This window comes from Actinosynnema pretiosum, from assembly GCF_024171695.1.
In the GTDB taxonomy this organism is placed as follows: Bacteria; Actinomycetota; Actinomycetes; order Mycobacteriales; family Pseudonocardiaceae; genus Actinosynnema; species Actinosynnema pretiosum.
Genome location: NZ_JAMTCF010000018.1, coordinates 100,976 through 127,382 on the forward strand (window position 1 = coordinate 100,976; position 26,407 = coordinate 127,382).

26 protein-coding genes are annotated in these 26,407 nt (G+C 74.2%); 14 read left to right on the forward strand and 12 right to left on the reverse strand.

The annotated features are described in order from the left end of the window. Positions 1-10 precede the first annotated feature (10 nt). The 3 genes from LV78_RS31065 (at position 11) to LV78_RS31075 (ending at position 2,997) form a co-directional block, all read left to right on the forward strand. Positions 11-889, forward strand: coding sequence for a hypothetical protein (locus LV78_RS31065; protein ID WP_253849580.1), 879 nt, complete (start codon positions 11-13; stop codon positions 887-889). 341 nt (positions 890-1,230) lie between these two features. Then, a complete protein-coding gene (locus LV78_RS31070) occupies positions 1,231-1,875 on the forward strand; it encodes a hypothetical protein (RefSeq protein ID WP_253849678.1) in 645 nt (214 codons plus the stop codon). A 141-nt stretch (positions 1,876-2,016) separates the two neighbouring features. Further along, a complete protein-coding gene (locus tag LV78_RS31075) occupies positions 2,017-2,997 on the forward strand; it encodes an aldo/keto reductase (RefSeq protein ID WP_253849581.1) in 981 nt (326 codons plus the stop codon). A 48-nt stretch (positions 2,998-3,045) separates the two neighbouring features. On the opposite strand, the gene LV78_RS31080 is transcribed toward LV78_RS31075, so the two are convergent. Together LV78_RS31080 and LV78_RS31085 are read right to left on the reverse strand one after the other, a co-directional pair. Further along, positions 3,046-4,179, reverse strand: coding sequence for an FAD-dependent oxidoreductase (locus tag LV78_RS31080; RefSeq protein ID WP_253849582.1), 1,134 nt, complete (start codon positions 4,177-4,179; stop codon positions 3,046-3,048). Next, complete coding sequence (locus LV78_RS31085; RefSeq protein ID WP_253849583.1) at positions 4,176-4,847, reverse strand: TetR/AcrR family transcriptional regulator; 672 nt, start codon at positions 4,845-4,847, stop codon at positions 4,176-4,178. The genes LV78_RS31080 and LV78_RS31085 overlap by 4 nt, the downstream gene beginning before the upstream one ends. Positions 4,848-5,086: 239 nt before the next feature. Here LV78_RS31085 and LV78_RS31090 point away from each other — a divergent pair, with 239 nt between their 5' ends. From LV78_RS31090 to LV78_RS31105, 4 genes are read left to right on the forward strand one after another with little or no spacing between them, the layout of a single operon-like run. Next, on the forward strand, positions 5,087-5,434 hold the full coding sequence (locus LV78_RS31090; RefSeq protein ID WP_253849584.1) for a lycopene cyclase domain-containing protein: 348 nt from the start codon (positions 5,087-5,089) through the stop codon (positions 5,432-5,434). Beyond that, positions 5,431-5,757: a lycopene cyclase domain-containing protein gene (locus tag LV78_RS31095; protein ID WP_253849585.1), complete on the forward strand. Its 327-nt coding sequence runs from the start codon at positions 5,431-5,433 to the stop codon at positions 5,755-5,757. Before LV78_RS31090 ends, LV78_RS31095 begins: the two co-directional genes overlap by 4 nt. After that, complete coding sequence (locus tag LV78_RS31100) at positions 5,747-6,439, forward strand: class I SAM-dependent methyltransferase (RefSeq protein WP_253849586.1); 693 nt, start codon at positions 5,747-5,749, stop codon at positions 6,437-6,439. The genes LV78_RS31095 and LV78_RS31100 overlap by 11 nt, the downstream gene beginning before the upstream one ends. Next, on the forward strand, positions 6,436-8,007 hold the full coding sequence (locus LV78_RS31105) for an FAD-dependent oxidoreductase (RefSeq protein ID WP_253849587.1): 1,572 nt from the start codon (positions 6,436-6,438) through the stop codon (positions 8,005-8,007). The genes LV78_RS31100 and LV78_RS31105 overlap by 4 nt, the downstream gene beginning before the upstream one ends. A gap of 252 nt (positions 8,008-8,259) precedes the next feature. Here the strand turns inward: LV78_RS31105 and LV78_RS31110 are convergent, their stop codons facing one another. Then, complete coding sequence (locus LV78_RS31110) at positions 8,260-9,237, reverse strand: DUF5914 domain-containing protein (protein ID WP_253849588.1); 978 nt, start codon at positions 9,235-9,237, stop codon at positions 8,260-8,262. A 65-nt stretch (positions 9,238-9,302) separates the two neighbouring features. Next, entirely contained in the window at positions 9,303-10,235 is a 933-nt protein-coding gene (locus LV78_RS31115; protein WP_253849589.1) for a phytoene/squalene synthase family protein, read from the reverse strand. A gap of 171 nt (positions 10,236-10,406) precedes the next feature. On the opposite strand from LV78_RS31115, the gene LV78_RS31120 reads away from it, so the two are divergent. From LV78_RS31120 to LV78_RS31140, 5 genes are all read left to right on the forward strand, one after another. After that, positions 10,407-11,492 (forward strand): polyprenyl synthetase family protein, encoded by a 1,086-nt coding sequence (locus LV78_RS31120; RefSeq protein WP_015802576.1) that lies wholly within the window; start codon positions 10,407-10,409, stop codon positions 11,490-11,492. A 157-nt stretch (positions 11,493-11,649) separates the two neighbouring features. Beyond that, the gene (crtI, locus tag LV78_RS31125; protein ID WP_253849590.1) at positions 11,650-13,128 is read left to right on the forward strand and encodes a phytoene desaturase family protein; all 1,479 of its coding nucleotides are present in this window, start codon (positions 11,650-11,652) and stop codon (positions 13,126-13,128) included. 188 nt (positions 13,129-13,316) lie between these two features. After that, entirely contained in the window at positions 13,317-13,685 is a 369-nt protein-coding gene (locus LV78_RS31130) for a hypothetical protein (protein WP_015802574.1), read from the forward strand. Continuing rightward, positions 13,682-14,104 (forward strand): roadblock/LC7 domain-containing protein, encoded by a 423-nt coding sequence (locus LV78_RS31135; RefSeq protein ID WP_015802573.1) that lies wholly within the window; start codon positions 13,682-13,684, stop codon positions 14,102-14,104. The genes LV78_RS31130 and LV78_RS31135 overlap by 4 nt, the downstream gene beginning before the upstream one ends. Positions 14,105-14,370: 266 nt before the next feature. Then, positions 14,371-15,375: an ArsR/SmtB family transcription factor gene (locus LV78_RS31140; protein ID WP_253849592.1), complete on the forward strand. Its 1,005-nt coding sequence runs from the start codon at positions 14,371-14,373 to the stop codon at positions 15,373-15,375. 158 nt (positions 15,376-15,533) lie between these two features. On the opposite strand, the gene LV78_RS31145 is transcribed toward LV78_RS31140, so the two are convergent. Both LV78_RS31145 and LV78_RS31150 read right to left on the reverse strand, forming a co-directional pair. Continuing rightward, positions 15,534-16,757: a globin domain-containing protein gene (locus tag LV78_RS31145; RefSeq protein WP_253849593.1), complete on the reverse strand. Its 1,224-nt coding sequence runs from the start codon at positions 16,755-16,757 to the stop codon at positions 15,534-15,536. Positions 16,758-16,770: 13 nt separating this feature from the next. Beyond that, positions 16,771-17,196, reverse strand: a complete 426-nt coding sequence (locus tag LV78_RS31150; RefSeq protein ID WP_253849594.1) for an RrF2 family transcriptional regulator — start codon at positions 17,194-17,196, stop codon at positions 16,771-16,773. A gap of 146 nt (positions 17,197-17,342) precedes the next feature. On the opposite strand from LV78_RS31150, the gene LV78_RS31155 reads away from it, so the two are divergent. Then, on the forward strand, positions 17,343-18,200 hold the full coding sequence (locus LV78_RS31155) for an NAD(P)-dependent oxidoreductase (RefSeq protein ID WP_253849595.1): 858 nt from the start codon (positions 17,343-17,345) through the stop codon (positions 18,198-18,200). A 12-nt stretch (positions 18,201-18,212) separates the two neighbouring features. Here the strand turns inward: LV78_RS31155 and LV78_RS31160 are convergent, their stop codons facing one another. Then, positions 18,213-18,836: a hypothetical protein gene (locus LV78_RS31160; RefSeq protein WP_253849596.1), complete on the reverse strand. Its 624-nt coding sequence runs from the start codon at positions 18,834-18,836 to the stop codon at positions 18,213-18,215. A gap of 162 nt (positions 18,837-18,998) precedes the next feature. Here LV78_RS31160 and LV78_RS31165 point away from each other — a divergent pair, with 162 nt between their 5' ends. Beyond that, on the forward strand, positions 18,999-20,783 hold the full coding sequence (locus LV78_RS31165; RefSeq protein WP_253849597.1) for a hypothetical protein: 1,785 nt from the start codon (positions 18,999-19,001) through the stop codon (positions 20,781-20,783). 50 nt (positions 20,784-20,833) lie between these two features. On the opposite strand, the gene LV78_RS31170 is transcribed toward LV78_RS31165, so the two are convergent. The 5 genes from LV78_RS31170 to LV78_RS31190 form a co-directional block, all read right to left on the reverse strand. Next, positions 20,834-21,826, reverse strand: coding sequence for a terpene synthase family protein (locus LV78_RS31170; protein ID WP_253849598.1), 993 nt, complete (start codon positions 21,824-21,826; stop codon positions 20,834-20,836). Continuing rightward, on the reverse strand, positions 21,823-23,574 hold the full coding sequence (locus tag LV78_RS31175) for a 1-deoxy-D-xylulose-5-phosphate synthase (protein WP_253849599.1): 1,752 nt from the start codon (positions 23,572-23,574) through the stop codon (positions 21,823-21,825). The genes LV78_RS31170 and LV78_RS31175 overlap by 4 nt, the downstream gene beginning before the upstream one ends. A gap of 966 nt (positions 23,575-24,540) precedes the next feature. Then, positions 24,541-24,972: a winged helix-turn-helix transcriptional regulator gene (locus tag LV78_RS31180; RefSeq protein ID WP_253849600.1), complete on the reverse strand. Its 432-nt coding sequence runs from the start codon at positions 24,970-24,972 to the stop codon at positions 24,541-24,543. Between the two features lie 53 nt (positions 24,973-25,025). Continuing rightward, positions 25,026-25,310, reverse strand: a complete 285-nt coding sequence (locus tag LV78_RS31185; RefSeq protein ID WP_253849601.1) for a hypothetical protein — start codon at positions 25,308-25,310, stop codon at positions 25,026-25,028. A gap of 199 nt (positions 25,311-25,509) precedes the next feature. Next, positions 25,510-26,187, reverse strand: coding sequence for a hypothetical protein (locus tag LV78_RS31190; RefSeq protein ID WP_253849602.1), 678 nt, complete (start codon positions 26,185-26,187; stop codon positions 25,510-25,512). Positions 26,188-26,407 lie beyond the last annotated feature (220 nt).

Here is a 26,407-nt window from a genome sequence, read left to right on the forward strand (position 1 = left end):
GAGCACAGCCGTGGACCACAACCAGAACGGATATCCGGGCGGCCAGGGCGGCTTCCCCGGAAATCAGGGCGGCTTCCCCGGCGGCCAGGGCGGCTACCCGGCCGCACCGGGCGGTCAGCCCGTGGGTCAGGGCGGTTATCCGGCCGCGCCCGGCGCATTCCCCGGCACGCCCGGCGGATATCCCCAGGCCTTTCCGCCCGGCGGTCACCAGGGGCAGTACGGCGGTCACCCCGGCGGCGGGGGAGTGCCGCCGAAGAAGAACAACGGCCCGGCCGTCGCGATCGGGATCGTCGTGGCCGTGCTGCTGCTCGGCGGCGCGGGCTGGGGCGTGTTCGCGCTCACCCGCGACGACTCCCCGAGCACGGCCTCCCCGGTGGCGGCCAGCTCCACGCCGACCTCCGCGTCCAGCGCCGCGCCGAGCAGCTCCAGCGCGAGCCCGTCCACCCGCAGGTCCAGCACCAGCTCCACCCCGAGGGGCGACTGGAGCAGCATCAAGGCCGGGTCGTGCGTCAAGGCGACCACGATCGCCGGGCAGATGGAGCTGACCGAGGGCGCCTGCGACCCGACCAAGACGAACTTCCTGGTCGGCAAGGTGGTCGTGGACGGGTCGTGCGAGCCCGCTTACACGACGGTGTGGCGCGCCGAGGGCGCCGAGCGCACCGACTACTGCCTGATCCCGAACCTGGTCATCGGCGAGTGCTACGACACCGGCGCTGGGCCGCTGGACGTCCCCGTGGCCCAGCCGTGCACGGGCGCGGGCACCGACCTGCGGAAGGTCACCGAGTTCCTGAAGGACACCCAGGACCACAACAAGTGCAACGCCCAGGGCGCCTACTCGTACTTCACGTTCCCGCAGCCCGCGCTGGTCATCTGCATGGTCAAGCCCTAGTCGGGAGGGGCGCGGGGGCGGTGGTCCACGCGGGGTGCGGGCGAGGTCACGGGAAATGGCCCGGCTTTTTCGGTGAAAGCGCTGTGCGGGGTCGGGCGCGCATATAACGTGCGCCCGTCCAGCTTTCCTCGGGCAGCACCAGTCACACGAAGGTCCCCATGAGCACACCGCAGCCCCCGCACAACCAGGGCGGCTATCCCACCGGAAACCCCGTTAACGGGCAATACGGACAGCCCGCTCCCGGTTATGGGCAGCCCACCCCCGGTTATGGCCAGCCTGCCCCCGGTTATGGCCAGCCTGCCCCCGGTTACGGGCCCCCGCCCCAGCCGCTGAATTACCCGATGATGCCGCCCGGTGGCGTCCCGCCGCAGAAGAAGGGGCTGCCGAAGGCGGTCTCGGCCATTCTCAGCGTGCTGATGATCGCCGGTGTCGGCATCGGCGTGCGGCTGGTCGCGCGGAGCCTGTTCTCCGACTCGGACTCCACGTCCACCGCGTCGGCGCCGCTGACCGGGACCCAGACCCCCGAGGTCAGCGTCGCCCCGGTCAAGCAGAACTGGGTGGCGACCATCAAGGCCGGGATGTGCGTGCACGCCACCGAGGCGGGCGGCGAGCTGTCGATGACGGAGCGGGGCTGCGAGGCGGCGGACGCGAACTACACCGTCGGCAAGGTGAGCACCATCAAGTGCGACATCCTGGACAAGTCGCACTACCAGGTCCTGACCCAGACCGACTCCCTCACCAAGTTCACCACCAACTTCTGCCTGGTGCCCAACCTCGTCGTCGGCAAGTGCTACAACGCGAACCCCGACGTCGCGATGGAGGCGTACCCGACGCCGGTCTCCTGCACCGACACCTCGGTCCCGGAGCGGGTGAAGGTGACCTCCGTCGTCAAGGGGAGCACGGACTTCGCCAAGTGCGACCCGGAGAGCGACAGCAGATACCAGTACACCGAGCCCCAGCAGCTGTTCTGCCTGGCCACGCAGTGATCGGGCGCGCGGCCGGGGTTCCGCGCCGCGTGGACGGCCTCCTTCCACCCGGACGACCCGCCACCGGGGCGCGCGGCAGAACCTAGGGTGGGTTCCGGGGCGGGGCCCCCGTCCCGGAACCACACTGGAGGACTGCGACCCGTGCGGCACGTGAAGCTCGGCAGCACCGGACTGGACGTCTCGCCCCTGTCCCTGGGGTGCATGACCTACGGCGAGCCCGACCGGGGCAACCACACCTGGACGCTCCCCGAGGAGCCCAGCCGGGAGCTGATCAAGCAGGCGCTCGAGGCGGGCGTCAACTTCTTCGACACCGCGAACGTGTACTCCGACGGCTCCAGCGAGGAGATCCTCGGCCGGGCCCTGCGCGACTTCGCCCCGCGCGAGGAGGTCGTCATCGCGACCAAGGTGCACGGCCGGATGCGGCCCGGCCCGAACGGCGGCGGGCTGTCCCGCAAGGCGATCCTCACCGAGATCGACGCCAGCCTCACCAGGCTCGGCACCGACCACGTCGACCTCTACCAGATCCACCGGCTGGACCGCTCGGTCCCGCTGGAGGAGACCCTGGAGGCGCTGCACGACCTGGTCAGGGCGGGCAAGGTCCGCTACCTGGGCGCGTCGTCGATGCACGCCTGGGAGTTCGCCAAGGCGCTGTACACCCAGAAGGCGAACGGGTGGGCGCGGTTCGTCTCGATGCAGAACCACTACAACCTGCTCAGCCGCGAGGAGGAGCGGGAGATGCTGCCGCTGTGCGCGGACGCCGGGGTCGGGGTGATCCCGTGGAGCCCGCTGGCGCGCGGCAAGCTGACCCGCGAGTGGGACGCGACGACCGAGCGCTCGACCACCGACCGGTTCGGCACGACGCTGTACCGGGTGGAGGAGAGCGACCGGCGGATCGTCGCGGCGGTGGGCGAGGTGGCCGCCGCGCGCGGGGTGTCCAGGGCGCAGGTCGCGCTGGCGTGGGTCTCGCGCAACCCGGTGGTGACCGCGCCGATCGTGGGCGCGCGGACCTCGGAGCAGCTCGTGGACGCGGTGGCGTCGCTGGAGCTGGAGCTGACCGACGACGAGGTGGCCGCGCTGGAGGCGGCCTACACGCCCCGGATCAACGAGGGCATCCACCTCTGACCGCCCTCCCGGACCCCGCCCCCGCGCGGCCGGGGTCCGGGGGCGCGTTCAGGCCCCGGCCCCGGTGAGGCCCGACATCAGCGCGACCAGGGCGTCCGGGCCCGACGGCTCGAAGCACGCCGCCAACCCGGCCGCCGACATCACCGCCGCCGCCTCGGCGCGGGGGAACATCGCCGCCTCGTAGGTGGTCAGCGCCGCCTCGACGTCACCGGGGTGGGCGAGCAGCGCCGCGCCCAGCTCGGCCCCGTCCAGCATCGCCAGGTTCGCGCCCTCGCCCGCGAACGGCGACATCACGTGCGCCGCGTCGCCGAGCAGGGTGACGCCGGGGGTGCGCGGCCAGCGGTGGCCCACCGGCAGGGCGTTGATCGCCCTCGGGACCAGCGGCGCGGGCGCCTCGGTGATCAGCGCGCGCAGGGCCGGGTGCCAGTCGGCGAAGTGCCGCAGCAGCTCGGCCCTGGCCGCCTCGGCGTCGGTGAAGTCGATCGAGCCCAGCCAGTCCGGGCCGATCCGCAGGGCCGCGTACGCGTGCAGCGCGCCCGAGCCGTCCCGGTGCGCGAGGAAGCCGCGCTGGTCGCCCAGCGCGAACAGCCCGCCGGGGCCCGCCAGCGCGGCGATCTCCGGGTGACGCGCCTCGACGTCCGGCAGGGTCAGCTCCACGAACGACACCCCGGTGTGCTCCGGGACCGCCGTCGACAGCAGTGGCCGGACCCGCGACCACGCGCCGTCCGCGCCGACCAGCAGGTCGGTGGTGATCTCGCGGCCGTCGGCGAACGCGACCCGGTGCCCGCCGCCCGTGAGCGGGTGGACCGCCACGGCCTTGGCGCCCCACCGCACCTCGCCCGCCGCGTCGAGCAGGACGCGCCGCAGGTCGCCGCGCGCCACCTCGGGGCGGCCGTTGCCGCCGTCGTCGCTCAGCCGGGTGACGCCGTGCCGGTCGAGGACGCGGGTGGCGTCGCCGCCCCGGTGGACCGCCGCCTGGAAGGCGTCGAACGCGCCCGCCGTCCGCAGCGCGGCCTGGCCGGACTCCTCGTGCATGTCCAGCATCCCGCCCTGGTCGCGGGCGGTGGGGGAGGCGTCGAGGTCGTGGACGGTGACCGCGACGCCGTTCCGGCGCAGCACGGCGGCCAGCGTGAGACCGCCCAGGCCCGCGCCGAGGACGGTGATCTCCTGGTGCTCGGTCATGGCGTGCGCTCCCTCGGGGTGTGCCGCGCGCCGGTGACCAGTGCGACGAACGCCCAGGTGAGGCGGTCGGGGCCGGTGCCGGAGAGCAGGTGGTCGCTCGCGCGGGCGATGTTGGGGTGGGTGGTGGCGTCGGCGGTGCGCACGACCTCGGACAGCGCGGCCCACCGCTGCGCGTCGTCCGGCTGCGGCTCGGAGTGCTCGGCCGCCGTGGCGGTGGCCAGCTGCAGCAGCACGTCGACCGCCCACGCGGCCCGGTCCACCGGCACGCCGCCCTCGTGCAGCAGGCCGAGGACGGCGTCGACCAGCGCGGTGTGGTTCGGCCCGTGCGGCCTGCTGACCAGCGCGGAGCGGGCCAGGCCGGGGTGGGCGAACAGGACGCGGGTGTAGGAGGTCAGCACGGCGGTGAGCCGGTCGAGCCAGGGGCCCTCGGCGGAGGGCCGGTCGACCTCGCCGAGGAGCGTGTCGAGCACGGCGGCGTGCAGCTCGCCGGTGTTGCGGACGTAGACGTAGAGCGAGGCGGGACCGGTGTCGAGCTCGGCGGCGAGCCTGCGCATGGTGACCTTGTCGAGTCCCTCGGCGCGCAGGACGTCGACCGCGGTCGCGATGATGCCGTCGCGGGTGAGGGCCGGTTTGGCGGGGCGCTCCCGGCGGCTTGGGCGGGTGGTCATGGGGGAAGTATGACGAACATGTTCGTTGCGAACAAGTACGTGACGAACGTGTTCGTCGCCACGGTGGGGGTTGAGAGGGCCTGACTCCGGGGCGGTCCGCTCGCGGCCTCCCGATCGCCGGACGACCGTCCCCCGCGACCCCCTTCTGTCCACAGTGGACGATCAAACCCCGGTTGCCGTGCGCGCTTCGCCGCCCGGCCATACGGTGGGGTTCCCACCGAGATCCAGGAGGTCGGCCGATGGAGGACCGCTGGCACTACCTGCTCGTCCTGCTCACCTGCCTGCTGGTCACCGCGCCCCTGGAAGCGCTGGGCCGGGGCGTCTACCGCAGGGCCGACGACCTCGTCCGGGCGATCGGCCCGGTCGTCGTGGTGTTCGGCGTCTGGGACCTGGTCGCCATCGCGCGCGGCCACTGGGACTTCAACCCGCGCTTCATCACCGGGGTGTTCCTGCCCGGCGGGGCGCCGCTGGAGGAGCTGCTGTTCTTCGTCGTGATCCCGCTCTGCGCCGTGCTCACCTACGAGGCGGTCCAGGGCACGGCCGCGCTGGTCGGCGGGCGGCGGCGCGAGCTGGAGGCGGTGCGGTGAGGGAGTACCTGATCGCCTCGGCCGCCTCGGTGCCGCTCACCGTGCTGCTGGAGCTGCTCGTGCTGCGCACGGGCCTGTTCCGCAAGCGCGCCTACTGGATCACGATGGTGATCGTCCTGGCCTTCCAGGTCCCGGTGGACGGCTGGCTCACCAAGCTGGACGCGCCGATCGTGGTCTACGCCGACTGGGCGGCCAGCGGTCTGCGCTTCCCCTGGGACATCCCGGTCGAGGACTTCCTGTTCGGCTTCTCGATGGTCACGGTCACGCTCCTGCTGTGGGAGCGGGCCCGCGCGAGGAAAACGGAGCACGCGGATGCGCGTTGATCAGGTGCCGGTCGCGTTCGACGCGGCGGCGCGCGGTTACGACGGCCTGGTCGGGATGAACCCCGGCTACCACCGGGACCTGCGGCGGGCCGCCGCGAAGTTGCGGATCCCCGAGCGCGGCCGTGGGGCGCGGCTGCTAGACCTGGGCTGTGGCACGGGCGCGTCCACGGCGGCGCTGCTGTCGGTCGCCCCCGAGGCGGAGATCACCGGGGTGGACGCCTCGGCGGGCATGATCGCGCGGGCGCGGGCCAAGGACTGGCCGGAGTCGGTGCGGTTCGTGAACGCCCGCGCCGAGGACCTGGCCGAGGAGGGCCCGTTCGACGGGATCTTCGCCGCCTACCTGGTGCGCAACCTCGCCGAGCCGGACCCGGTGCTGCGCGCCGTCCACGACCTGCTCAAGCCCGGCGCCGCGTTCGTCGCCCACGACTACTCGGTGCGCGACTCGTGGGCGGGCGCGGCGGTGTGGACGGCGGTGTGCTGGTCGGTGATCATCCCGGCGGGCGCGGTGGTCACCCGCGACCCGAAGCTCTACACCTACCTGTGGCGCAGCGCGCTGCGCTTCGACGGCGCGGGCCGGTTCCGGGACCGCTTGCGCCGCACCGGGTTCACCGCCGTCTCCAGCACCACCGCCGGTGGCTGGCAGCGCGGGATCGCGCACACCTTCCGGGGCGTGCGGGCGTGACGCGGGACCGCAGGGCGCGCCGGTTGCCCGGTCCGCGCGGCACGGCGGTCGCGTCCGGGGAGCCGCCGGTGGTCGTGGTGGTCGGTGGCGGCGTCGCCGGGCTCTCGGCCGCGACGGTGCTGTCCGAGCGCGGCGTGCGGGTGGTGGTCTGCGAGCGCGAGGACCACCTGGGCGGCCGGGTCGGCGGCTGGCCGACCGACCTCGCGGACGGCAGCCGGGTGACGATGACGCGCGGGTTCCACGCGTTCTTCCGGCAGTACTACAACCTCCGCTCGCTGCTGCGCCGCGTCGACCCGGCCGGGTCCGCGCTGGTCCCGATGCCGGACTACCCGCTGTGGCACGCGGGCGGGCACCGCGAGGGCTTCGCCGGGCTGCCGCGCAGCACGCCGTGGAACGCCGCCGGGTTCCTGCTGCGCAGCCCCACGTTCCGCTGGCGCGACCTGCCCGGCGTGGACGCGCGCGCCGCGCTGCCGCTGCTGGACGTGTCGGTGCCGCGCACCTACCACGAGCTGGACCACCTGGACGCGGCGAGCTACCTGGAGCGCCTGCGGTTCCCGGAGGCCGCGCACGCGCTGGCGTTCGAGGTGTTCTCCCGCAGCTTCTTCGCGCACCCCAGCCGGATGTCGGCCGCCGAGCTGGCGACGATGTTCCACATCTACTTCCTCGGCTCGGCCGAGGGCCTGCTGTTCGACGTGGCCGCCGATCCGTTCCCGCACGGGATGTGGGACCCGCTGGCCCGCCGGATCACCGCGCGCGGCGGCGAGGTCCGCACCGGGTGCGCGGTCGAGTCGGTGCGACCGGGCGGGCCGCGCCGGTTCACCGTGCGCGCGGGCGGCGAGGAGCTGCACGCGGACGCGGTGGTGCTGGCGCTGGACGTGGGCGGGCTCAAGTCGGTGGTGTCCGGGTCCCGGCTCGGCAGCGCGAAGTGGCGCGACCGGGTCGCGGCGCTGGAGAGCGCGCCGCCGTTCCTGGTGTCGCGGTACTGGTTGGACCGCCCGGTGTGGCCGGACCGGCCGGGGTTCCTGGGCACCAGCGGGTACGGGGCGCTGGACAACGTGACGGTGCTGAACGCCTACGAGCACGAGGCGCGGGCGTGGGCGGCGCGCACCGGCGGGTCCGTCGTGGAGCTGCACGGCTACTCGCTGCCGTCCGGCGTCGACGAGGCGGGCGCGCGGCGGGGGCTGCTGGAGCAGCTGCGGGTGGTGTACCCGGAGACGCGGGAGGCGCGGGTGGTGGACGAGCGGCACGAGCTGCGCGCGGACTGCCCGCTGTTCCCGCCGGGCGGGTTCGCGCGCAGGCCGGGGGTGCGCACCCCGGACGACTTCCTCGTGCTGGCCGGGGACCTGGTGCGGATCGACCTGCCGGTCGCGCTGATGGAGCGGGCCGCCACCACCGGGTTCGCCGCGGCGAACCTGCTGCTGGAGCGGTGGGGGATCGCCGGGCAGGACCTGTGGACGGTGCCGCTGCGCGGACGGGGACCGGTGCTGCGGCGGATCGCCAGGAAGTGGGGGCGCAGCCCTGGGCCGGGGGAGGACGACGCGGTCCGACCGGTGCTGCACACGGCCTGACGGGACGCGCGGCGCTGCGAGATCCGGCCCGGCTCCGGCTGACCGGACCTGGGCCGGGTGGGATTCGACCTGTCCGGTGCCGCGCCGCGTTCGGTCTGACGTGACCGGGCTGGGTGGGATTCGACCAGTCCGGACCCGCGCCGCGCTTGGTCCGGCGGGACCAGGCCCGGCGGGACCCAGCCCCCACCCAGGTGCGCGGAAAGGGCTTCCCCCCGTCGGGGAAAGCCCTTTCCGTCCGCCGCCGCTCCCGGCTCAGCCGGGGAACAACCCCTTGCTGCGCAAGGCGTAGCGCCGCTCGGCGTAGTCGAGGTCGTCGCGCCACAACCGGGCGGCGGCCATCCGCATCAGCGGGCGGATCACCGGCGCGACCGCGCGGGCCGCCCCGAAGCCGGGCCGGTCCGAGTGCGCGATCGTCGCCTCCACCACGGCGGTGCGGGCCGCGCCGTCGCGGCCGGGCGACAGCGGCGTCGCGTGCGTCTCCACGACGCTGCCCGAGCCCTCGCCCTCCACGATGTGCATCACGATCGTCCTGGGCTCCGGGCAGCTGAACGCGGCGATCACCGGCACCCCGACCTTGCCCGCGACCTTGAACGTCACCTCGACCAGGAACCGGTCCTGCTCCTCGGTCGGCGTCTCCAGCACGGACAGGTTCGCGAACGAGTACGGGTGGAACCACGCGCCGTGCCACGGGTCCAGCCGGTTCGCGATCACGTCGTCCGGCTCGCAGCGGCCCACCAGCGTGGCCACCGCGTCCACGAACGGCGCGGACGGCCGCTCCGGCAGCACCGGCTCGGGCAGCGGCTCCTCACCGCCGAGCGCGTCCAGCCGCACCCACACCAGCACCCCGTCGTCGTGCGCCGGGTACGGGCTCCAGCCGCCGAACTTCCCGCCGCCCAGGGCCAGGCCGTGCCAGCGGCACACCACCTTGCCCGCGTGCACCGCCCCGTCGCACAGCGGCGCCCCCAGGTGCGGGCAGGAACCCGGTCCGGCCAGCAGCTCGCCGTCCTCTCCGCGCCACAGCACCACCTCGGTCCCGCCGATCGAGCGGCCGAACGGGCGGTCCGGGGTGATCTCGCGGCTCGCGCCCACCACGTACCAGTTGCCGGACGGGCGGGCGGTGGCGCGCTTGAGCGCGGCCTCGATCAGCGCGGGCTTCGCGTCGCGCCAGGTCGGCTCCTGCTCGGGCCACGGGCGCGCGCTGAAGCGGCGCAGCGGCATCCGGTAGGGCATCGGCACCTCCTCCAGGTCGGATCTGACTTCAGGGTGGAACGGGACTCTCAGGACCGCCGACCCCTTCAGGCCGACCGGGCCACCGCCGCCTTCGCCAGCGCGGGCAGCGCGATCGCCAGCCGCCGCCCGGTGGACACCACGACCCGCCGGGACAGCACGTCGTAGTCCGCGTCCTCGATCAGGTCCAGGATGCGCCCGTACAGCCGGTACGCGGTCGCCACGCACGGCCGCGAGCGCGGCGCCAGCATCGCGATGCCCGGCTCGGCCTGCCGGTACACCGACCTGGCCCGCGCGACCTGGTGCGCCAGCGCCTTGCGCACCCTCGGGTCGGTGCGGTCGCGGCGGCGCGCCCACTCCAGCAGCTCCCGGTCGACGCCGAACGCGGCCAGCTCGTCCAGCGGCAGGTACACCCGCCCCCGGTCCAGGTCCTCGCCGACGTCGCGCAGGAAGTTGGTCAGCTGGAACGCCACGCCCAGCGCCGCCGCCGCGGGCTCCGCCTCGGCGCGCGGCACGACCGTGCCCAGCACCGGCAGCACCTGGAGCCCGATCACGGCGGCCGAGCCGTGCACGTACTCGGCCAGGTCGTCGTAGGTGGCGTAGTCGGCGACGGTCAGGTCCATCCGCATCGAGCGCAGGAAGTCGGTGAAGTGCGCGCGGTCGATGTCGTAGCGGCGGGCGGTGTCCACCACGGCCGCGACCACCGGGTGCTCGCTGCGCCCGGCGTCCAGTCCGGCCGTCAGCGCCCGGTCCACTTCGGACAGTCCGGCCGCCCGCTCGCGCGCGGTGCGGCCGTCGTGCACCTCGTCCACCACGTCGTCGGCCCAGCGGGCGAAGCCGTAGAGCGCGTGCACGGCGGGACGCTGCTCGCGGTGGAGCAGCCGGGTCGCCAGGTAGTAGGTGCGCCCGTGCTCGGCGTTCAGCTCGCGGCAGCGCCGGTAGGCGTCGCGCAGCAGCGGGTCTCGCACGTCGGCGGCGTCGAGTTCTCGGTCGACGGACATGGTGGGGACGGGTCCTTCCGCGGGGGTGGAGCGCCTGGCGGGCGATGGTTCGCCTCACGCTAGGGCGCTGTGGTGTCCCCCGCACAACGGCGGCGTTCGTTGTGCGGGGCGCTGGGGGCGCTGCTTAGCTCATCCCAACCCACCACAGGCCCCCGTCCCAGGAGGCGCGCCATGACCCTTGCCCACCGCACCCGACCGGAGGGTGTCTCCGCCGAGGCGGTCGTCCCGCGCTTGGACGCCGCGCTGGAGGAGTTCTTCGCGGCGCGCCCCGACGCCGGTCTCGCCCCCGAGCTGGTCGGGGAGATCAGCGAGCTGTCCGTCCTCGGCAAACGGGTCCGGCCGATCTTCGCCTGGTGCGGGTGGCTCGCCGCCGGTGGCGCGGAGACCGGTCCCGAGTCCGACGCCGTGGTGCGCGCGCTGGTCGCGCTGGAGCTGCTCCAGGTGTGCGCGCTGGTGCACGACGACGTGATGGACCGCTCCACCACCCGCCGGGGCCGGGCCGCCGCGCACGTGGCGTTCGCCGCGCGGCACCGCAGGCTGCGCTGGTCCGGCGACCCGAAGCACTACGGCGACTGCGCGGCCGTGCTGGTCGGCGACCTGGCGCTGGCCTGGTCGGACGACGCGATCGTCACCGCAGGGCTGGAGCCCGCCGCGCTGTCGCGGGCGTGGGTGGCCTGGCAGGCGATGCGGGTGGAGATGATGGCCGGGCAGCACCTGGACCTGCTGGCGGGAGCCCGCCGCGAGGAGTCGCTGGAGCAGGCGCTGCGGGTCGCGGCGCTCAAGACCGCCGCCTACACCGTCGAGCGCCCGCTGCACCTGGGCGCGGCCATGGCGGGCGCCGGGCCGGAGCTGGTGGAGGCGCTGCGCTCGTTCGGGCGGGACATCGGTGTGGCGTTCCAGCTGCGCGACGACCTGCTCGGCGTGTTCGGCGACCCCGGCGTGACCGGCAAGCCGGTGGGCGACGACCTGCGCGAGGGCAAGCGCACCCCGCTGATGTCGATCGCGCTGGGCCTGGCCCGCAGCGCCGGGGACGACGCGGCGGCCGAGCTGCTGCGCGACTGCCTGGAGCGGCGGCCGGTGAACTACCGGGCGGTGGAGGCGGTGCTGGTGGAGACCGGCGCGGTGGCCACCGTCGAGAGCAAGATCACCGCGCTGGCGGCGAGCGCGGTGCGGGCGCTGGACGACGCGCCGGTGCGCCCCGAGGCCAGGTCGGCGCTGCTGCGCATGGCCGGCCGGGCCACCGACCGGCGCAGCTAGGTCGGCGCTCCCCGCGCTCCGGCCTCGTGGGCCGGGCGCGCGTGTGGTGATCAGGTGTTTTCCAGGGCGGGGTCCACAGCGGACCGCCCCCCGGGTTTCCAGTCAACAGCGGTTCCCGGTCGTGGCACGGCCGGGGCGAGCGGGAAGAGGTCTTCTGATGGTCGCGGTGGTGAGGGGGCGCACCGACCGGGTCGTCGTGGTCGGCGCGGGTCTGGCGGGGTTGTCCGCGGCGCTGCACCTGCGGGGCGCCGGGCACGAGGTGACCGTGGTGGAGCGCCTGGCGCACCCCGGCGGTCTGGCGGGCAGGTTGGACGTCGGCGGCTACCGGATCGACCCCGGCCCGACCGTGCTGACCATGCCCGAGCTGATCGACGACGCGCTCGGCGCGGTCGGTCGCAAGCTCGACGATCTCGTCGAGCTGCTGCCGCTGCACCCGGCGTACCGGGCGCGGTTCGCCGACGGCACCAGCCTGGACGTGCACACCGAGGCCGAGGCCATGCACCGGTCGATCACCGACTTCGCCGGTCCCGCCGAGGCCGACGGCTACCTGCGGCTGCGGGCCTGGCTGCGCAAGCTGTACGAGGTGGAGCGGGACCGGTTCATCGGGGCGAACTTCGACACCCCGCTCGACCTGGTCGGCCCCGACCTGCTGAAGCTGGCCGCGCTCGGCGGGTTCTCCTCGCTGGAGCGGGGCGTGGGCAAGCACCTGCGCGACGAGCGGCTGCGCAGGGCGTTCACCTTCCAGGCGCTGTACGCGGGCGTCGCGCCCCGGCACGCGCTCGGCGCGTACGGCGTCATCGCCTACATGGACACCATCGCGGGCGTGTCGTTCCCGCGCGGCGGGATGCGCGCGGTGCCGCAGGCCATGGCGGACGCCGCCGAGGGCGCGGGCGTCGAGTTCCACTACGGCACGGCCGCGCTGCGCCTGGAGCGCGCGGGCGAGCGGGTCACCGCCGTGGTCACCGAGGGCGGGCGGCTGCCGTGCGACGCGGTCGTGCTGGCCGCCGGTCCCGCGCTCAGCGCCGAGCTGCTCGGGGACGTGCCGCGCCGCCCGGTGCCCACCCGCTGGTCGCCGTCGGCGGTGGTCGCGCACCTGGCCGCCGACGCGGTCAGCGAGGACCTGGCGCACCACACCATCTCGTTCGGGCGGGCCTGGAACGGCACGTTCGACGAGATCGTGCGCGACGGCAAGCTGATGTCCGACCCGTCGCTGCTGCTCACCACGCCGAGCCTGACCGATCCGGGCCTGGCGCCCGAGGGCAAGCACCTGCACTACCTGCTGGCGCCCTGCCCGAACCTGGACCGCGCGCCGCTGCGCTGGGACGCGCTCGGCCCCCGGTACGCGGAGGAGCTGGTGGAGGAGGTCGTCAAGCGCAAGCTCGTCGGCTCGGCCTCGGACGTCGAGCTGCTGTCGCTGAGCACCCCGGACGACTGGGCGCGCGACGGCCAACCGGCGGGCACGCCGTTCTCCGCCGCGCACACGTTCCTGCAGACCGGTCCGTTCCGGCAGCGCAACCTTCCGCGCCGCCGGGGCAATGTCGTGCTCGCCGGAAGTGGGACCACCCCTGGTGTCGGAATTCCGCCAGTGGTGATTTCCGGTCGGCTGGCTGCGGCCCGACTGCGGGCCCCGCAGTAACGGCCTGAGCACTCTTTGTAGTGATATTTCTGCTCCGTAAGAGTGAGCAGGGCAATCATAAGATTTCTGTTAGTAACGATTCTCACCTGATCGATGGCTTTATGGCCCTGTTCTGTAGGCGAAACGGCCGTCACCCTAGGTACTCTGCGTGGCAGATCGGGAATGAATCCAAGTGTGGAGGTCCGAGGGTGAACATCGACGAGGCGTTGCGCGAGGCGATGGCTGTGGAAGGCGCCGTCGGCGTGTCGCTGGTCGACTACGACAGCGGCATGACCCTCGGTCAGCAGGGCGGGAACGCGCTGCTCGACCTTGAGGCTGCGGGTGCGGGCAACACCGAGGTGATCCGGGCGAAGCTCCGGACGATCGCCTCGTTGCAGCTCGACGACACCATCGAGGACATCCTGATCACGCTGCAGCGGCAGTACCACATCATCCGGCCCCTGCCGGAGGCCAAGGGCAGCAGACTGTTCCTCTACCTGGTGCTCGACCGCACACGGGCGAACCTCGCCCTGGCGCGCCACCACCTGCGCCGGGTCGACCAGGCCCTGATCGTATGACGCGGCCCGGCGGCAACCGGATGCAGATCCACCTGAGCGACCCCGCGGTTCTCGCGGAGCTGCTCGGGCGGGTCCGCCGGGAGATCGAAGGCATCGAGAGCGCCATTGCCACCAGCCGCGACGGCATCGTTCTGGCGCTCGACACCGAGGCGGACACCCCGGAAGCGGACCAGATGGCCGCCCACGCCGCGGCCATGGCCGCGGCGGCGGCGGGAATCGGGTTCCGGTTCATCGAGGTGTCCAAGCTCGGCAGGCTCCAGGGCGTGCTGCTGGAGGGGGAACGGGGCTGCATCGCGGTCCTGCCCCTCAGCGGGACGCTCCTGCTGCTGCTGATGGGGTCGCCGGGGGTGGCCCTCGGCCGCTTCACGGTCGCGGCCAAGCGGGCGATGAACATCATCCTGTCGCCCGAGGCCTACTGACCGAGGCCGATCCGGAGGGGACACCCCTCCACCAGGGCCGGAACGGCGCCCCCTCGGGGCGCGGCAGTCCCGGCCCGCGCGGGTGTGCGGGCCGCCAGCACCGCTGGCGGCCCGACCCGCGCCCCTCCGCACGTCCCACCTCCGGCACGTCCCACCACCCCTGTCTTCCCGCAGGGCGGCGGACGGCGCGAGCCCCGCGACGTGGACAGCCCTCGGGCATCCCGGTAAGCATGGTCGCGGAGTCCGGGATGTTGGAGGTTCGAGCTGTGCGGTCGCTGCGCATCCACTTCACGATGCTCGACCTGGCGAGGACGAGGGTCGCGGGGGACAGCGACCCGCTGTGGGAGGTCGTCCTCAGCGGCTTCCGGCTGAACTACCGCTACCGGGACAACGAGCACCTCTTCGGCGCGTGGAAGCGGAGCGTCCTCACCGACCCCAACCGCGCCGGACCGGCCCGCGCGGGCGCCCGGCTGCTGTCCGTGCTCGCCCCGAAAGGCCCGTACTTCCCGGACTTCCTCACCCCCACCGGAACGGCGGGCGGGTTCGAGGCCGGGCTGGAGGCCATCCGCGCCACCCCGCGCCGCAGGCTGCGCGCCGAGATGGCCAAGCTCGCGCAGGAGTCCCCGGTCCCCGCGCGGTTCCTGCCGGTGGCCGAGGGCAGGCCCGACGCGCTCGGCGCGCTGGCCACCGTGCTCCGGTCCTACCGGGACGCCGTGATCACCCCGCACGACGGCGCGGTGCGCTCCGTGGTCTCCGCCGACGCGGCCCGCCGCACCAGGGTGCTGGCCGAGCGCGGCGTCGAGGGGCTGTTCGAGACGCTGCCGTGGGCGCGCTGGCGCCCACCGGTGCTGGAGGTCGAGTACGGCGTCGACCGCGACCTGCACCTCAACGGCCGGGGCCTGGTGCTGGTGCCGTCGTTCTTCTGCGACCGCCAGCCCATCACGCTGGCCGACCCCGACCTGCCGCCCACGCTCATCCACCCGGTGGACAAGACGGTGGGCTGGGAGGGGCTGGTTGCCGAGACGCGCGGTGGGCTCGCCGCGCTGATGGGGCCCACCAGGGCCGCGGTGCTGCTGGAGATCGCCGAGGGCGGCGGGCTGACCACCACGCAGGTCGCGCAGCGGCTGTCCACCTCGGCCGCCGCGGTCAGCAGGCACGCGGCGGTGCTGCGCTCGGCCGGGCTGGTCGACACCCGCCGGGACGGCCAGCACGTGCTGCACACCCCGACCCTGCTCGGGCTGGGGCTGCTGGAGACGTCGGTGGTGCGCTGAGGCGGTGCCGATGCCGGTGCCGGTGGCGGTGCTGTCGTCGTGCCGTGCACCAGGTGTCCGGTCGGGACTGGGACCTCCTGCTCGCGACCGGTGGAGCCGGGCTGTCCGGACGCCCCTGGTGCAGGACGTCCCCGGCTCCTGCGGTGGTGCGGGGAGAACTAGCTCGCGGCCTGCTCGGGCACCGGGAGCCGGTCGGCGCCGCTGGTCCACAGGTCGGAGCCGAACACCTCGAAGCGGATGCGCTCGGTGTCGACGCCGCGTCGCAGCAGCGAGGTCCGCACGTCGCGCATGAACGGCAGCGGGCCGCACAGGTAGAAGCCCGCGTCCGGGTAGGCGGGCACCGCGTCCGGGTCGACCAGGCCGGTGCGCGCGCCCTCCGGGGCGTCCTGCTCGTAGAACAGCGTGCTGGTGAACGACTCCAGCCTGCCGCCGAGCCGCTGCGCCTCCTGGGCGAGCGCGTGCCTGGCGGGGGAGCGGTCGGCGTGCACGAGCGCGACCGGGCGGTTCGGGGCGTGCTCGGCCAGGTGCTCCAGCATCGCCACCATCGGCGTGACGCCGATGCCCGCGCTGGCCAGCACGACCGGCCCCGAGCCCTCGGCGAGCGCGATGTCGCCCACCGGCGGGGTGACCCAGACCTTGTCGCCGACCTTCGTGGTCGTGGTCAGCAGCGTGGACACCTCGCCGTCCGGGGTGGAGCCGGTGCCGCGCACCCGGCGGACGGTGATCCGCAGCGCCTCGTGCCCCGCCGCCCGCGACACGGTGTACTGCCTGCCCTGCCGCACGCCGTCGGCCATCTCCAGCGCGACCGTGACGTACTGGCCCGCCAGGTGGTGCGGCACCGGCCCGGACTCGGGGGTCAGCAGCAGCGACACCGAGTCCTCGGCCTCCTCGACCCGCCCGGTGACCACCCACGGCGCGTAGATGCGCCTCGGGTCCGCGTGCAGGTCGTGGTACATGCGGGTCTCGATCGCGATCAGCTTGACCGCGAACAGCCAGTACACCTCGTCCCAGGCCGCCGCGACCTCCGCCGTGACCGCCTCGCCGAGCACCTCCTTCACCGCGCCCATCAGGTAGCGGCCGACGATCGTGTACTGCTCGGGCGTGATGCCCAGCGACACGTGCTTGTGCGCGATGCGGCTGATCACCGCGTCGAGCGGGATCTCCTGGCCCTGGCCGACCAGGTGCGCGGCGTACGCCACCACCGATCCGGCAAGCGCTTTCCGCTGCTCGCCGCTGGCCTGGTTCCCCCGGTTGAACACGTTCAGCAGCTCGGGGTTCTCCCCGAGCATCCGGCCGTAGAAGCGGGTCGCGATCTCGACCACGTGCTCCCGGACCACCGGCAGGGTGGCCGTGACGATCTCCCGCGACTGTGCGGACAACATGGCGTGGTTCCCCTCATTCCCTCGTCAGCGACAGCAGGACCGGTCCGGTCGGCGGGGCGATCAGGTCGCGCAGCAGCACGGTGTCCAGCGAGGCGAAGAACGCCTCGCGGGCCGTGCGCAGCGCACCGCGCAGCAGGCACGCGCGGTGCAGCGGGCAGGGACCCTGCTCGCAGTCGACCACCTCGTCCTCGCCCTCGAACCGGCGCACCACGTGACCGGCCGACACCGCCTTCGCCTCCGGCGGGACCGAGACCCCGCCGTTGCGCCCCCGCGCCGTGGTGACCAGGCCTTCCTTCTGCAGGCGCTGGACCACCTTGGCCACGTGGTTGCGCGGCACGTTCATGGTCGTCGCGAGGTCGTCCACGGTGAGCTGGGCGTCCTTGGCCGCGGCGAGCATCAGCACGCGCAGGGCGATGTCGGTGGCCTTGCTGAGGTGCATGATCCATAGCCTATCGATAAGAGGTATCTGGGATACCTCTTTTATGGCCTGGCTCACGGGCCAGCACTTCGGTCAGGTGGTCCGGAGGGGGTCGGGCGCCGGGCGTACGGTGCGGCACCGGAGCAGTTCAGGCGGGAGGAGCGGGCGTGTCCGAGTCGGTCGCGGTGCTGGGGATGGGGCTGATGGGGGCGGGCATGGCCCGCAACCTGCTGCGGGCGGGGCTGGAGGTGCGCGTGTGGAACCGGGACCCGGCCAAGTCCCGGCCGCTCGCCGACGACGGGGCGCGCGTCGCGTCCAGCGCCGCCGAAGCCGTCGCGGGCGCGGACGTCGTGCTGACGATGCTGTTCGACGCCGAGGCCACCGTCGAGGTCATGTCGGCCGCGCTGCCGTCGGCGCGCGCCGGGGTGGTGTGGGCGCAGTGCGCCACGGTCGGCGTGGACGGCGCGGCGCGGTTGGCGGCGCTGGCGGCGGAGCACGGGGCGGTGCTGGTGGACGCGCCGGTGCTCGGCACCCGCAAGCCCGCCGAGGACGGGACGCTCACCGTGCTGGCCGCAGGCCCCGAGTCGGCGCGCGCGGCGGTGGAGCCGGTGTTCGCGGCGGTCGCGTCGCGCGTGGTGTGGGCGGGCGAGCGGGCCGACGACGGGCAGCGGCTCAAGCTGGTGGCCAACTCGTGGGTGCTGTCGGTGACCGGGGCGACCGCGCAGGCGGTGGCGCTGGCGCGAGGTCTCGGGGTGGAGCCGCAGCTGTTCCTGGACAGCGTGGCGGGCAGCGCCGTCGACACGCCGTACGCGCACCTCAAGGGCAGGGCGATGATCACGGGCGACTTCACGCCGTCGTTCGGGATCGACGGCGCGGTGAAGGACAGCGCGCTGATCCTGGAGGCGCTGGCGGCGGGCGGCACGGACGGGCGGCTGATGGCGGCGCTGCACGGCCTGTTCGCCGACGCGGCGGAGGTGGACGGCGCGGCGGACATGGCGGCGGTGGTGCGGGCCTACCGCACGTGAGCGCGGGGCGGCTCACCCGCCGCCGGGCTCGGTGGCCTCGGCGATCCCGGTCTTGGCCGCGCTGACCAGCTCGACGCCGGTGCGCTCGGCGTGCGCGGCCCCGAGCCCGCTGCTCGCGCCCCCGATCCGCTCGGGGGCGCTCGTCCCTGCGGCGGGCGCGCTCACCTCGCCCACCCCGCTGCTGCCCGCTTTGCTCGGGGCGGCCTTCCCGGCGCCCACCCGCCGGTTCGCCGCACCCTGCTTGCCGCTGGTCTTAACGCCGGGCCTGCCACCGGGCTTGCGACCAGCACCGCCCCTCGTGCCGCCGCTCGCGCGGTCCTGCCGAGGAATGGCCCGCCGAACCCCTTGCTCGACCAGCACCGCCCGGCACCGCTCCACCTCGGCCGTGACCGCTTCGAGGTACCAGCTCAGCACCGCGAACGGGATGGACTCCCGAACCCCGGCCTCGAACCGCACCACCGCCTCGTGCTTCGGGTCCGCGTCGGACACCAGGGCGGTGGCGAAGGCGACCCCCAGCAGGTGCCGGTCGGCCTTGGGCACCGGCATCGCCTCGCACAGCTCGACCTGCCACAGCTCGGCGTCCACGTTGTAGACGTACTGAACCCCGTAATGACTCCCCGCGTGCTCCAGCGTCATGCCCCTCAAGCTGCCACGCCAACGCGGTTCCGGCCATCGGACGTGCGGTGACGCCCGTCCGGATCACCCGATGCCGACCCCGCACCGGCGCGGTAAACCGCGCGCCACCCGCGTCCCGCAAACCCCATCATGATCACCACAACACGATCACCGGGGGACCGGATGCGCACAGCCCGAAGACTCACCAGCCTGCTCGCCGCCATCGCGGTGGTCGCGGCGCCCGTCGTCACCACCGGCGTCGCGCACGCGGCCGACAACCTGCCCACCCACACCACCTACGGCGGCGTCCACCACAACACCGACTCGCTCGCCCCCGACACCGTCGACCAGGGCGGCGACCCGCGCACCGGGGCGCGGGTGGACGAGCAGGGCCGCACGCGCACCGGCAAGGCGTACTTCACCTTCGACCTATCCCGGCTCACCGACGCCACCGCGCACTCCGCCGTCCTCGGCTACGCCGAGCGCGACGTCGCCGACTGCTCCGCGGCCACCGCGCTGGAGGTCTGGGACGTCGACGTCACCGGCCCGATCACCTGGGCGGACCAGCCCGCCGAGGTCCGCGCCCTGCCCGCCGAGCCGCGCACCGCCTGCCCCGACCATGCCGCCGAGGCCGACGTGGTGGACGCGGTCAACCGCGCGCTCGCCCAGGACCGCTCCACCCTGACGCTCGCGCTCCGCGTCCCCGAGCAGCACGCCACCGACCCCGCCCACGGCCGCACCCTGCACACCTGGCCGTCGCTGCGGATCACCTACAACACCCCGATCGAGCCGGTCGCCGAGATCCGGTTCGACGAGCAGCAGCTGACCTGCGGCCCCACGCCCCTGTCCGCCCGCCTGCGCTACGAGACCAAGGTGACCGCGAAGGTCTCCGACCCGGACATCAGCCGGGGCCAGGAGATCACCACGACCTTCGCGGTGTGGCCGCTCGACGCGCCCGAGCAGCGCCAGGAGCAGGTGCGGCGCGGCACGTACACGGGCCGCTTCACCGCGACCTACCCGCAGGGCGCGTTCGAGGACGGCCGCGCCTACGGCCTCGCGGTGCGCGCCACCGACGGGCACACCACCACGCCGTGGAGCCCGACCTGCGAGTTCGCCAACGACCTCACCGCGCCGGTGGCCCCGCAGGTCACCTCCACCGACTACCCGGAGAACGGCCCCGCCCCCGTCCTCGGACAGGGCGTGCCCGGCCTGTTCGCCTTCGACGCCAACGGCTCCGCCGACGTCGTCGCGTTCGAGCACTCCGGCAGCGGCATCCCGACCGGCGCCGTCCGGGCCGACCGGCCCGGTGGCTCGGCCACCGCGCTGATCGCCCCGGCCGCGTCCGGCGCCGTGCACCTCCAGGTCGTCTCGCTCGACCGGGCGGGCAACCGCTCCGCCGCCCGCACCTACGTCTTCCTGGTCGTCGACACCCGCCCGGTCGTGGCGGCGCCGCAGTCCACCGAGGTGGGGGAGCCGTTCGAGGTGCGGATCACCGCCGTCCAGCCGGGCGCGGTGGCACTGCGCCACGCGGTCGGCCAGGGCGCGCCGACCACGGTCCCGATCACCCGGGGCGAGACCGCGACCGTCACCGTCGTGCTCGGCTCGCACGTGCCCGGCGGGTTCCACCGGCTCCGGGTGTGGACCACCGACGCGGCGGGCAACGAGTCCGGGACCGCGCAGGTGTCCGTGCTCGTGGAACCGCACCAGCCGACGATCACCATCACGCCCCGTGTCGGCACGCCCGGCCAGGTGACCACGTTCGAGTTCCGCACCGACCAGCCGGGCGCGGTGCGCGTCCAGTACGAGCTCGAGGACGGCCCGACCGGCACGGCCGACGTCGTGAACGGGCTGGCCACCGCCGGGTGGACGCCGCAGCAGCCGGGCACCGAGTGGCTGCGGGCGCGCACCGCCACCGCGGCGGGCGCCTGGTCCGCGTGGAGCGAGTACCACGCGGTGCGCACGGACTAGCGCGACACCGCCCGACCGGGGAACCCCCGGTCGGGCGGCGCCACCGCCGCTCACATGTCGTCCCACCACCACGCGATCGCCGCGATCGGCAGCGGCGACGGGTCGGCGTCCGTGGGGCTGTCCGCCCACTCCCGGCCGCGCTGCCCCGGCACGGCGGGCGCCTCCGTGAACCCCACGAACCTCGGCGCCCCCAGCGCCCAGTCGATGTTGCCCCGGATCGCGTGCCCCAGGCTGGCCAGGTACCCGCGCAGCGCCTCGCTCACCGGCCCGATCAGCACCTGCTCCCGCAGGTCCAGGAACCGCATCAGCACCCGGTCCCGCATCGCCCGCGCCTGCTCGGTCGCCCGCTCCACCGACGTGCGCCCCTGCTCGGCCAGCACCTCCACCACCCCGCCCCCGGTGTGCAGGTCGGTGTCCCAGCCGGTCACCAGCACCGCCATCTCGCTCAGCGCCCGCACCGGCGGCGAGTCGGCCTCGTGCGCGGGCACCTCCTCGCCGACCGCGATCTCCAGCAGCGCCGCCGTCGGCGCGCCCGACGCCGCGTTGAGCCGCATCATCACGTGGTCGTCCAGGCTCGGCGCGAGCCCCATCGAGTCCAGCGACGCCTGCCACGCCGCCGTGAACAGCCACGCCCGGTGCGCGTCCGCGAACCGCCGCGCCTGCTGGCCGCTCGCGCAGCCGTGCATGGCCAGCGCGATGTCCTGGAGCGCCAGCGCGAACCGGTCCTCGGCGACCGCGTGCCACGGCACCTCCAGCGCCCGCTGCACCTCGCCCGCCGTGGTCATGAAGTCCTCGTCGCCGCCCCGCTCGCGCAGGAACAGGTGCGCCCAGCACGCCCACCGCACCGCCACCTGCATCGGCTCGTCGTCGGCCTCCGGGGCGGCGCGGGCGAAGAACTCGGCCACGTTCAGCCGCACCACCTCCGCCCGCAGCCTCGGGTCCGCGCCGAGGCCCACCCGGTCCAGCCACTCGGTGGCCCGCACCTCGGTGACCCCCACGTGCGGGTTGATCGCCGGTTCGACGGGGCAGTAGAAGCCGCTCATGCCGCACTCCTGTCCAGGAAGCGCTCCACGCCGTCGGCGATGCCCGCCGCGTCCAGGCCGTGCAGTCGCAGGATGTCCGACCGGGAACCGTGCGCCAGGAACTCCGAGGGCAGCCCCAGCACCCGCACCCGGCGGCTGAGCCCCGCCTCGCGCAGCGCCGCCGCGATCGCCTCCCCGACCCCGCCCGCGCGCACCCCGTCCTCGGCGCACACCACCACCCGGTGCTCGGCGGCCAGCGCGATCAGCGACGGGTCCACCGGCAGCACCCAGCCCGGATCGCACACCGTCACCCCGATGCCCTGCCCGCCCAGCCCGACCGCCGCCGCCACGCCCTGCGCGGCCAGGCCGCCCACGGTCACCAGCAGCGCGTCCCGCCGCGAGGCGCTGTGCAGCACCTCCACCGCGCCCACCCGCGACACCGCGTCCAGGTCGATCCCCACCGGGCCCTGCGGGAAGCGCAGCGCGGTCGGGCCGTCCCGGTCGACTGCCTGCGCCAGCAGCTCGCGCAACCGGGTCGCGTCGCGCGGGGCCGCCACCCGCAGGCCGGGCACGCCGCGCAGCAGCGCCAGGTCCCACGCGCCGTGCTGGCTCGGCCCGTCCTCGCCGGTGATCCCGGCCCGGCCCAGCACCAGCGCCACCGGCAGCCGGTGCAGGGCCACGTCCATCAGCACCTGGTCGAGCGCGCGCGGCAGGAACGTCGAGGACAGCGCCACCAGCGGGCGCAACCCGCCCATCGCCAGACCGGCCGCGCAGGTGACCGCGTGCTGCTCGGCGATGCCGGTGTCGAGCACCCGGTCGGGGAAGCGGCGGGCGAACGGGCCGAGGCCCGTCTGCTCCAGCATCGCGGCGGTCAGGCAGAACAGGTCGGGGCGGGTCTCGCCCAGCGCCACCAGCTGCTCGCCGAGCACGGCCGTCCACTCCGGACCGCCGGGCAGCGACGGCGGGGCGATGGCGTGCATGTGGTCGGACTCGTCCTGCTCGGCGGGCGCGTGCCCGAAGCCCTTCCGCGTCAGGCAGTGCACCACCACCGGGCCCCGGTACTCGCGGGCCGAGGTGAGCGCGGCCTCCAGCTCGGCGATGTCGTGGCCGTCGACCGGGCCGAGGTAGCGCACGCCCAGGTCCGCGAACACCGACGACACCGCCGTGCCCCGGCGCAGGGCGGCCAGGTGCCGCCCGACCGCGCCCGCCGTCGGCCCGTACGAGCGGCCGTTGTCGTTGAGCACGACCACGACCGGCAGGTCGCTCACGGCGATGCTGTTGAGCGCCTCCCACGCCATGCCGCCGGTGAGCGCCCCGTCCCCGACCACGGCCACCACGTGCCGCTCCTCCCCGCGCGACCGGGCGGCCCGCGCGAGGCCGTCGGCGTAGGACAGGGCGGTGGAGGTGTGCGAGTTCTCGACCAGGTCGTGCGGCGACTCGGCGCGGCTCGGGTACCCGGACAACCCGCCCGCGCGGCGCAGCCCGCCGAACAGGTCGGCGCGGCCGGTGAGCATCTTGTGCACGTAGGTCTGGTGGCCGGTGTCGAAGACCAGGCGGTCGGTGGGGGAGCGGAAGACGCGGTGCAGGGCGAGGGTCAGCTCGACGACGCCGAGGTTCGGGCCGAGGTGCCCGCCGGTGCGGCTGACGGAGTGCACCAGCAGCGCCCGCAGGCGGTGGGCGAGGGCGGGGAGCTCGTCGGGCGGGAGGTCGCGCAGGTCGAACGAGCCACCCGGCGCGGGTTGGGGCGGCCTGGTCGTGGTGTCGGACATGCGGCCACTCCTCAACGGGTCGGTGACGACGCGGGCGGGGTACCCGCTGGCCCGTGGGGAGGGGGAGAGGTTGAGTCGAACGTGCCTCACCCGATGCGGGGCGGCAACCGGGGGTGTTCGGAGGTCAGGCGGGCGGGGGCGGGGGACCACCCGGAGTGGTGGCGCGCGGGTGGGGGAGGGGTGGACGGAGGGGAAGTGGGTAGGGCGGAGGGGGAGGGTGCGGCGGGTGTGCTTGGTGGGGTGTGCGGGTGCGGCGGGCAGGTGCGGCTGACAGGTGCGGAGAGTGGGTGCGGCTGGCAGGTGCGGGGAGTGGGGGCGGGGAGTGGGAGAGCGGGGGTTTGTTCGGCGGGCCGGGCAGCGGTAAGGCGTGCGGGCGCGCAACGGTGGGGCGCAGGGCGGTGGGCGCTGTTCACAGGGCCGCTTAGGCGGCATGGCCGCAAGACGGTGGGGCGCGGGCCGCTGAGCCCCTAGGCACTGGGCTCGCAAGGCACGCGGGGCGCGGGGCGCGGTAACGATGGGCCACGCGCGGTTGCGGGGATGAACGGTCCGCACGCCTGGGGTGAATGGTCCGCACACCTGTGAGCGAACGGTCCGCACGCTCGTGAGTGAGGTGAACGCTCCGCACATCCGCGAGTGAACGGTCCGCAGGGTCGGGGTGAACGGACCGCACACCCGTAGGCGAACGGTGCGCCCGCCTGCGGATTAGGCGAACGGACCGCAGGGCCGAGGTGAACGGTCCGCACGCCTGTAGGTGAACGGTCCGCTCACCTGTGAGTCAGGTGAACGGTCCGCACGTCTCTGGGTGAGCGGTCCGCACGGTCGTGGGTGAATGGTCCGCACGCTTGCGAGACAGGTGAACGGACCGCACAGTTGGGGTGAATGGTCCGCACAGTCGGGGCGAATGGACCGTTCACTCCCCCCCCGCTGAAACTTAAAGGGGGCCAGCGTTTGGCCTGGTGGGGTGGCTCAGCGGACCGTGCCGACTCGGCGTGGGCGGATGCCGGTGAGCGCCACTTCCTCGCCGCAGTGCACGCAGACCGGGCGGACCGCCAGGTCGTGGCCGCAGCGGTGTTGCCAGACCGCGGGTGGTGGGCCGGGGGTCACGTAGCGGTCGCCCCACTCCATCAGGGCCTGGAGCACCGGTTGCAGCGCCTGGCCCGAGTCGGTCAGCGCGTACTCGTAGCGCGGCGGGTGGTCCTCGTAGCGCCTGCGTTCCAGCACGCCAGCCGCCACCAGTTTGCGCAGCCGCGCGGCCAGCACGTCGCGGCTCACCCCGGTGTTGCGCACGATCTGGTCGAACCGGCGGAAGCCGATCATCACCTCGCGCAGCGCCAGCAGCGTCCACCGCTCGCCGACCACCCCGAGCGCGTTGGCGATCGAACACTCCCGGCTGCTCATGGGCAACTCCCTGCGCGCTCGGTCGGAAGAGCCAACTTAGCAGGTGAAGATCATCAACAGAGGCCGGAAGCGGCCTCGGCCTGCGCCCGCGCCGCGCCCTCCGGGGGGATCCGGGAGTTGATGTGGGTGCTGTCGAGCTCGTGCACCTGGAACGGTGCTCCGGGAGCCAGCGCGTCCGCCTCCGCGATGAACCGGTCCTGCAGTGCCAGCGGCATGATCTCGTCCCGCAGCAGGCGTACGTACGTGCGCAGCACCTCTGCGGTCAGCCGCTCCTGCCCGGCGTGCGGTGACTCGTCCGGCTCCGGGAACGCCAGCAGCTCCGGATTCCGGCTTGGCACCGTGCAACCCGGCTCGCAGCCCGGCCAGCGTCGCCGGGTCACCACCGTGCCAGTTCACCCGGAACACGCCCGACCCCGCCGGATCGCCGACCAGCGCACCGGACAGGTCACCGCGCCTGTCGGACGCGACCTCCGGCCGTGCCACGTAGTCCGCGACGCCGCTCGCCGCGCAGCACCACGCCGACACGTGCACCGCCCACTACTGTGCCGCGACCTCGGAGAGTCGGGTGGCGGTGGTGGTGTCACCCGAGGTGGTGGCCACGACCGTGATCGTGTCCCCGGTCGCCAGATCCTCAACCGAACCGGTGGACGACGAGTCCGCCGACCCGGCCGAACTGCCGGAACCGGCGGGGCCTGCCGTTCCGGCTGACCCGTCGGAACCCGCCGACCCACCGGGACCGCCCTGGCCCCCGCCCGGACCCGTCATCGCCCCGAACACCGTCTCCGCGTCGATCACGTACGTGCGTGTGTACCCGTCCGAGCTGGCCGCCGTCACCGACGTCCCGCTGATCGCGGTGATCGTCCCCGTCTGCACCACCTGCGTCGCGTACCCGCCCTCCCCGTCCGACACCACGTACTCCCCGTGCACCGCGTCCGCCACAACCCCTCCGCCCATCCCGCCACCGGCCCCACCCGCACCGCCGAACCCACCCGCGCTCCCACCCGGCGCCTGCCCGATCGCAGACGACGAGCTGTCCGACGACCCGGAGGTCGCGTAGACGACCCCGCCGCCCACCGCCACCGCCAGCGCGATCGCCCCCGCGACCAACCCCCGCCGCACCCGAGGCAACGGCTCCCCACCCGCCTGCTCCGCTCCCCACACGCCCCGCGCGGACTGCTCGCGCTCGTCCGGGGTGAACGGCTCGGTCGTGGTCATCGGGTCCTCCAAGTGGCTCGCTCGTCCGACACCGACCACTCTGCGAGCCGCCCCTGTGCCGGATCTGTGCCGGAGGTCAGCGATCCCTGTGCGTCGACCGGACCACCCCACCCCCGCCGCGAAATACGCGAAAATGCGGTGAACAAATCCGCACCAATGCGCCTCCGAACAATTTTTTCACCCGGTTCCAGCCCCTTTCCGCTGCGGATTCCCGCATTGC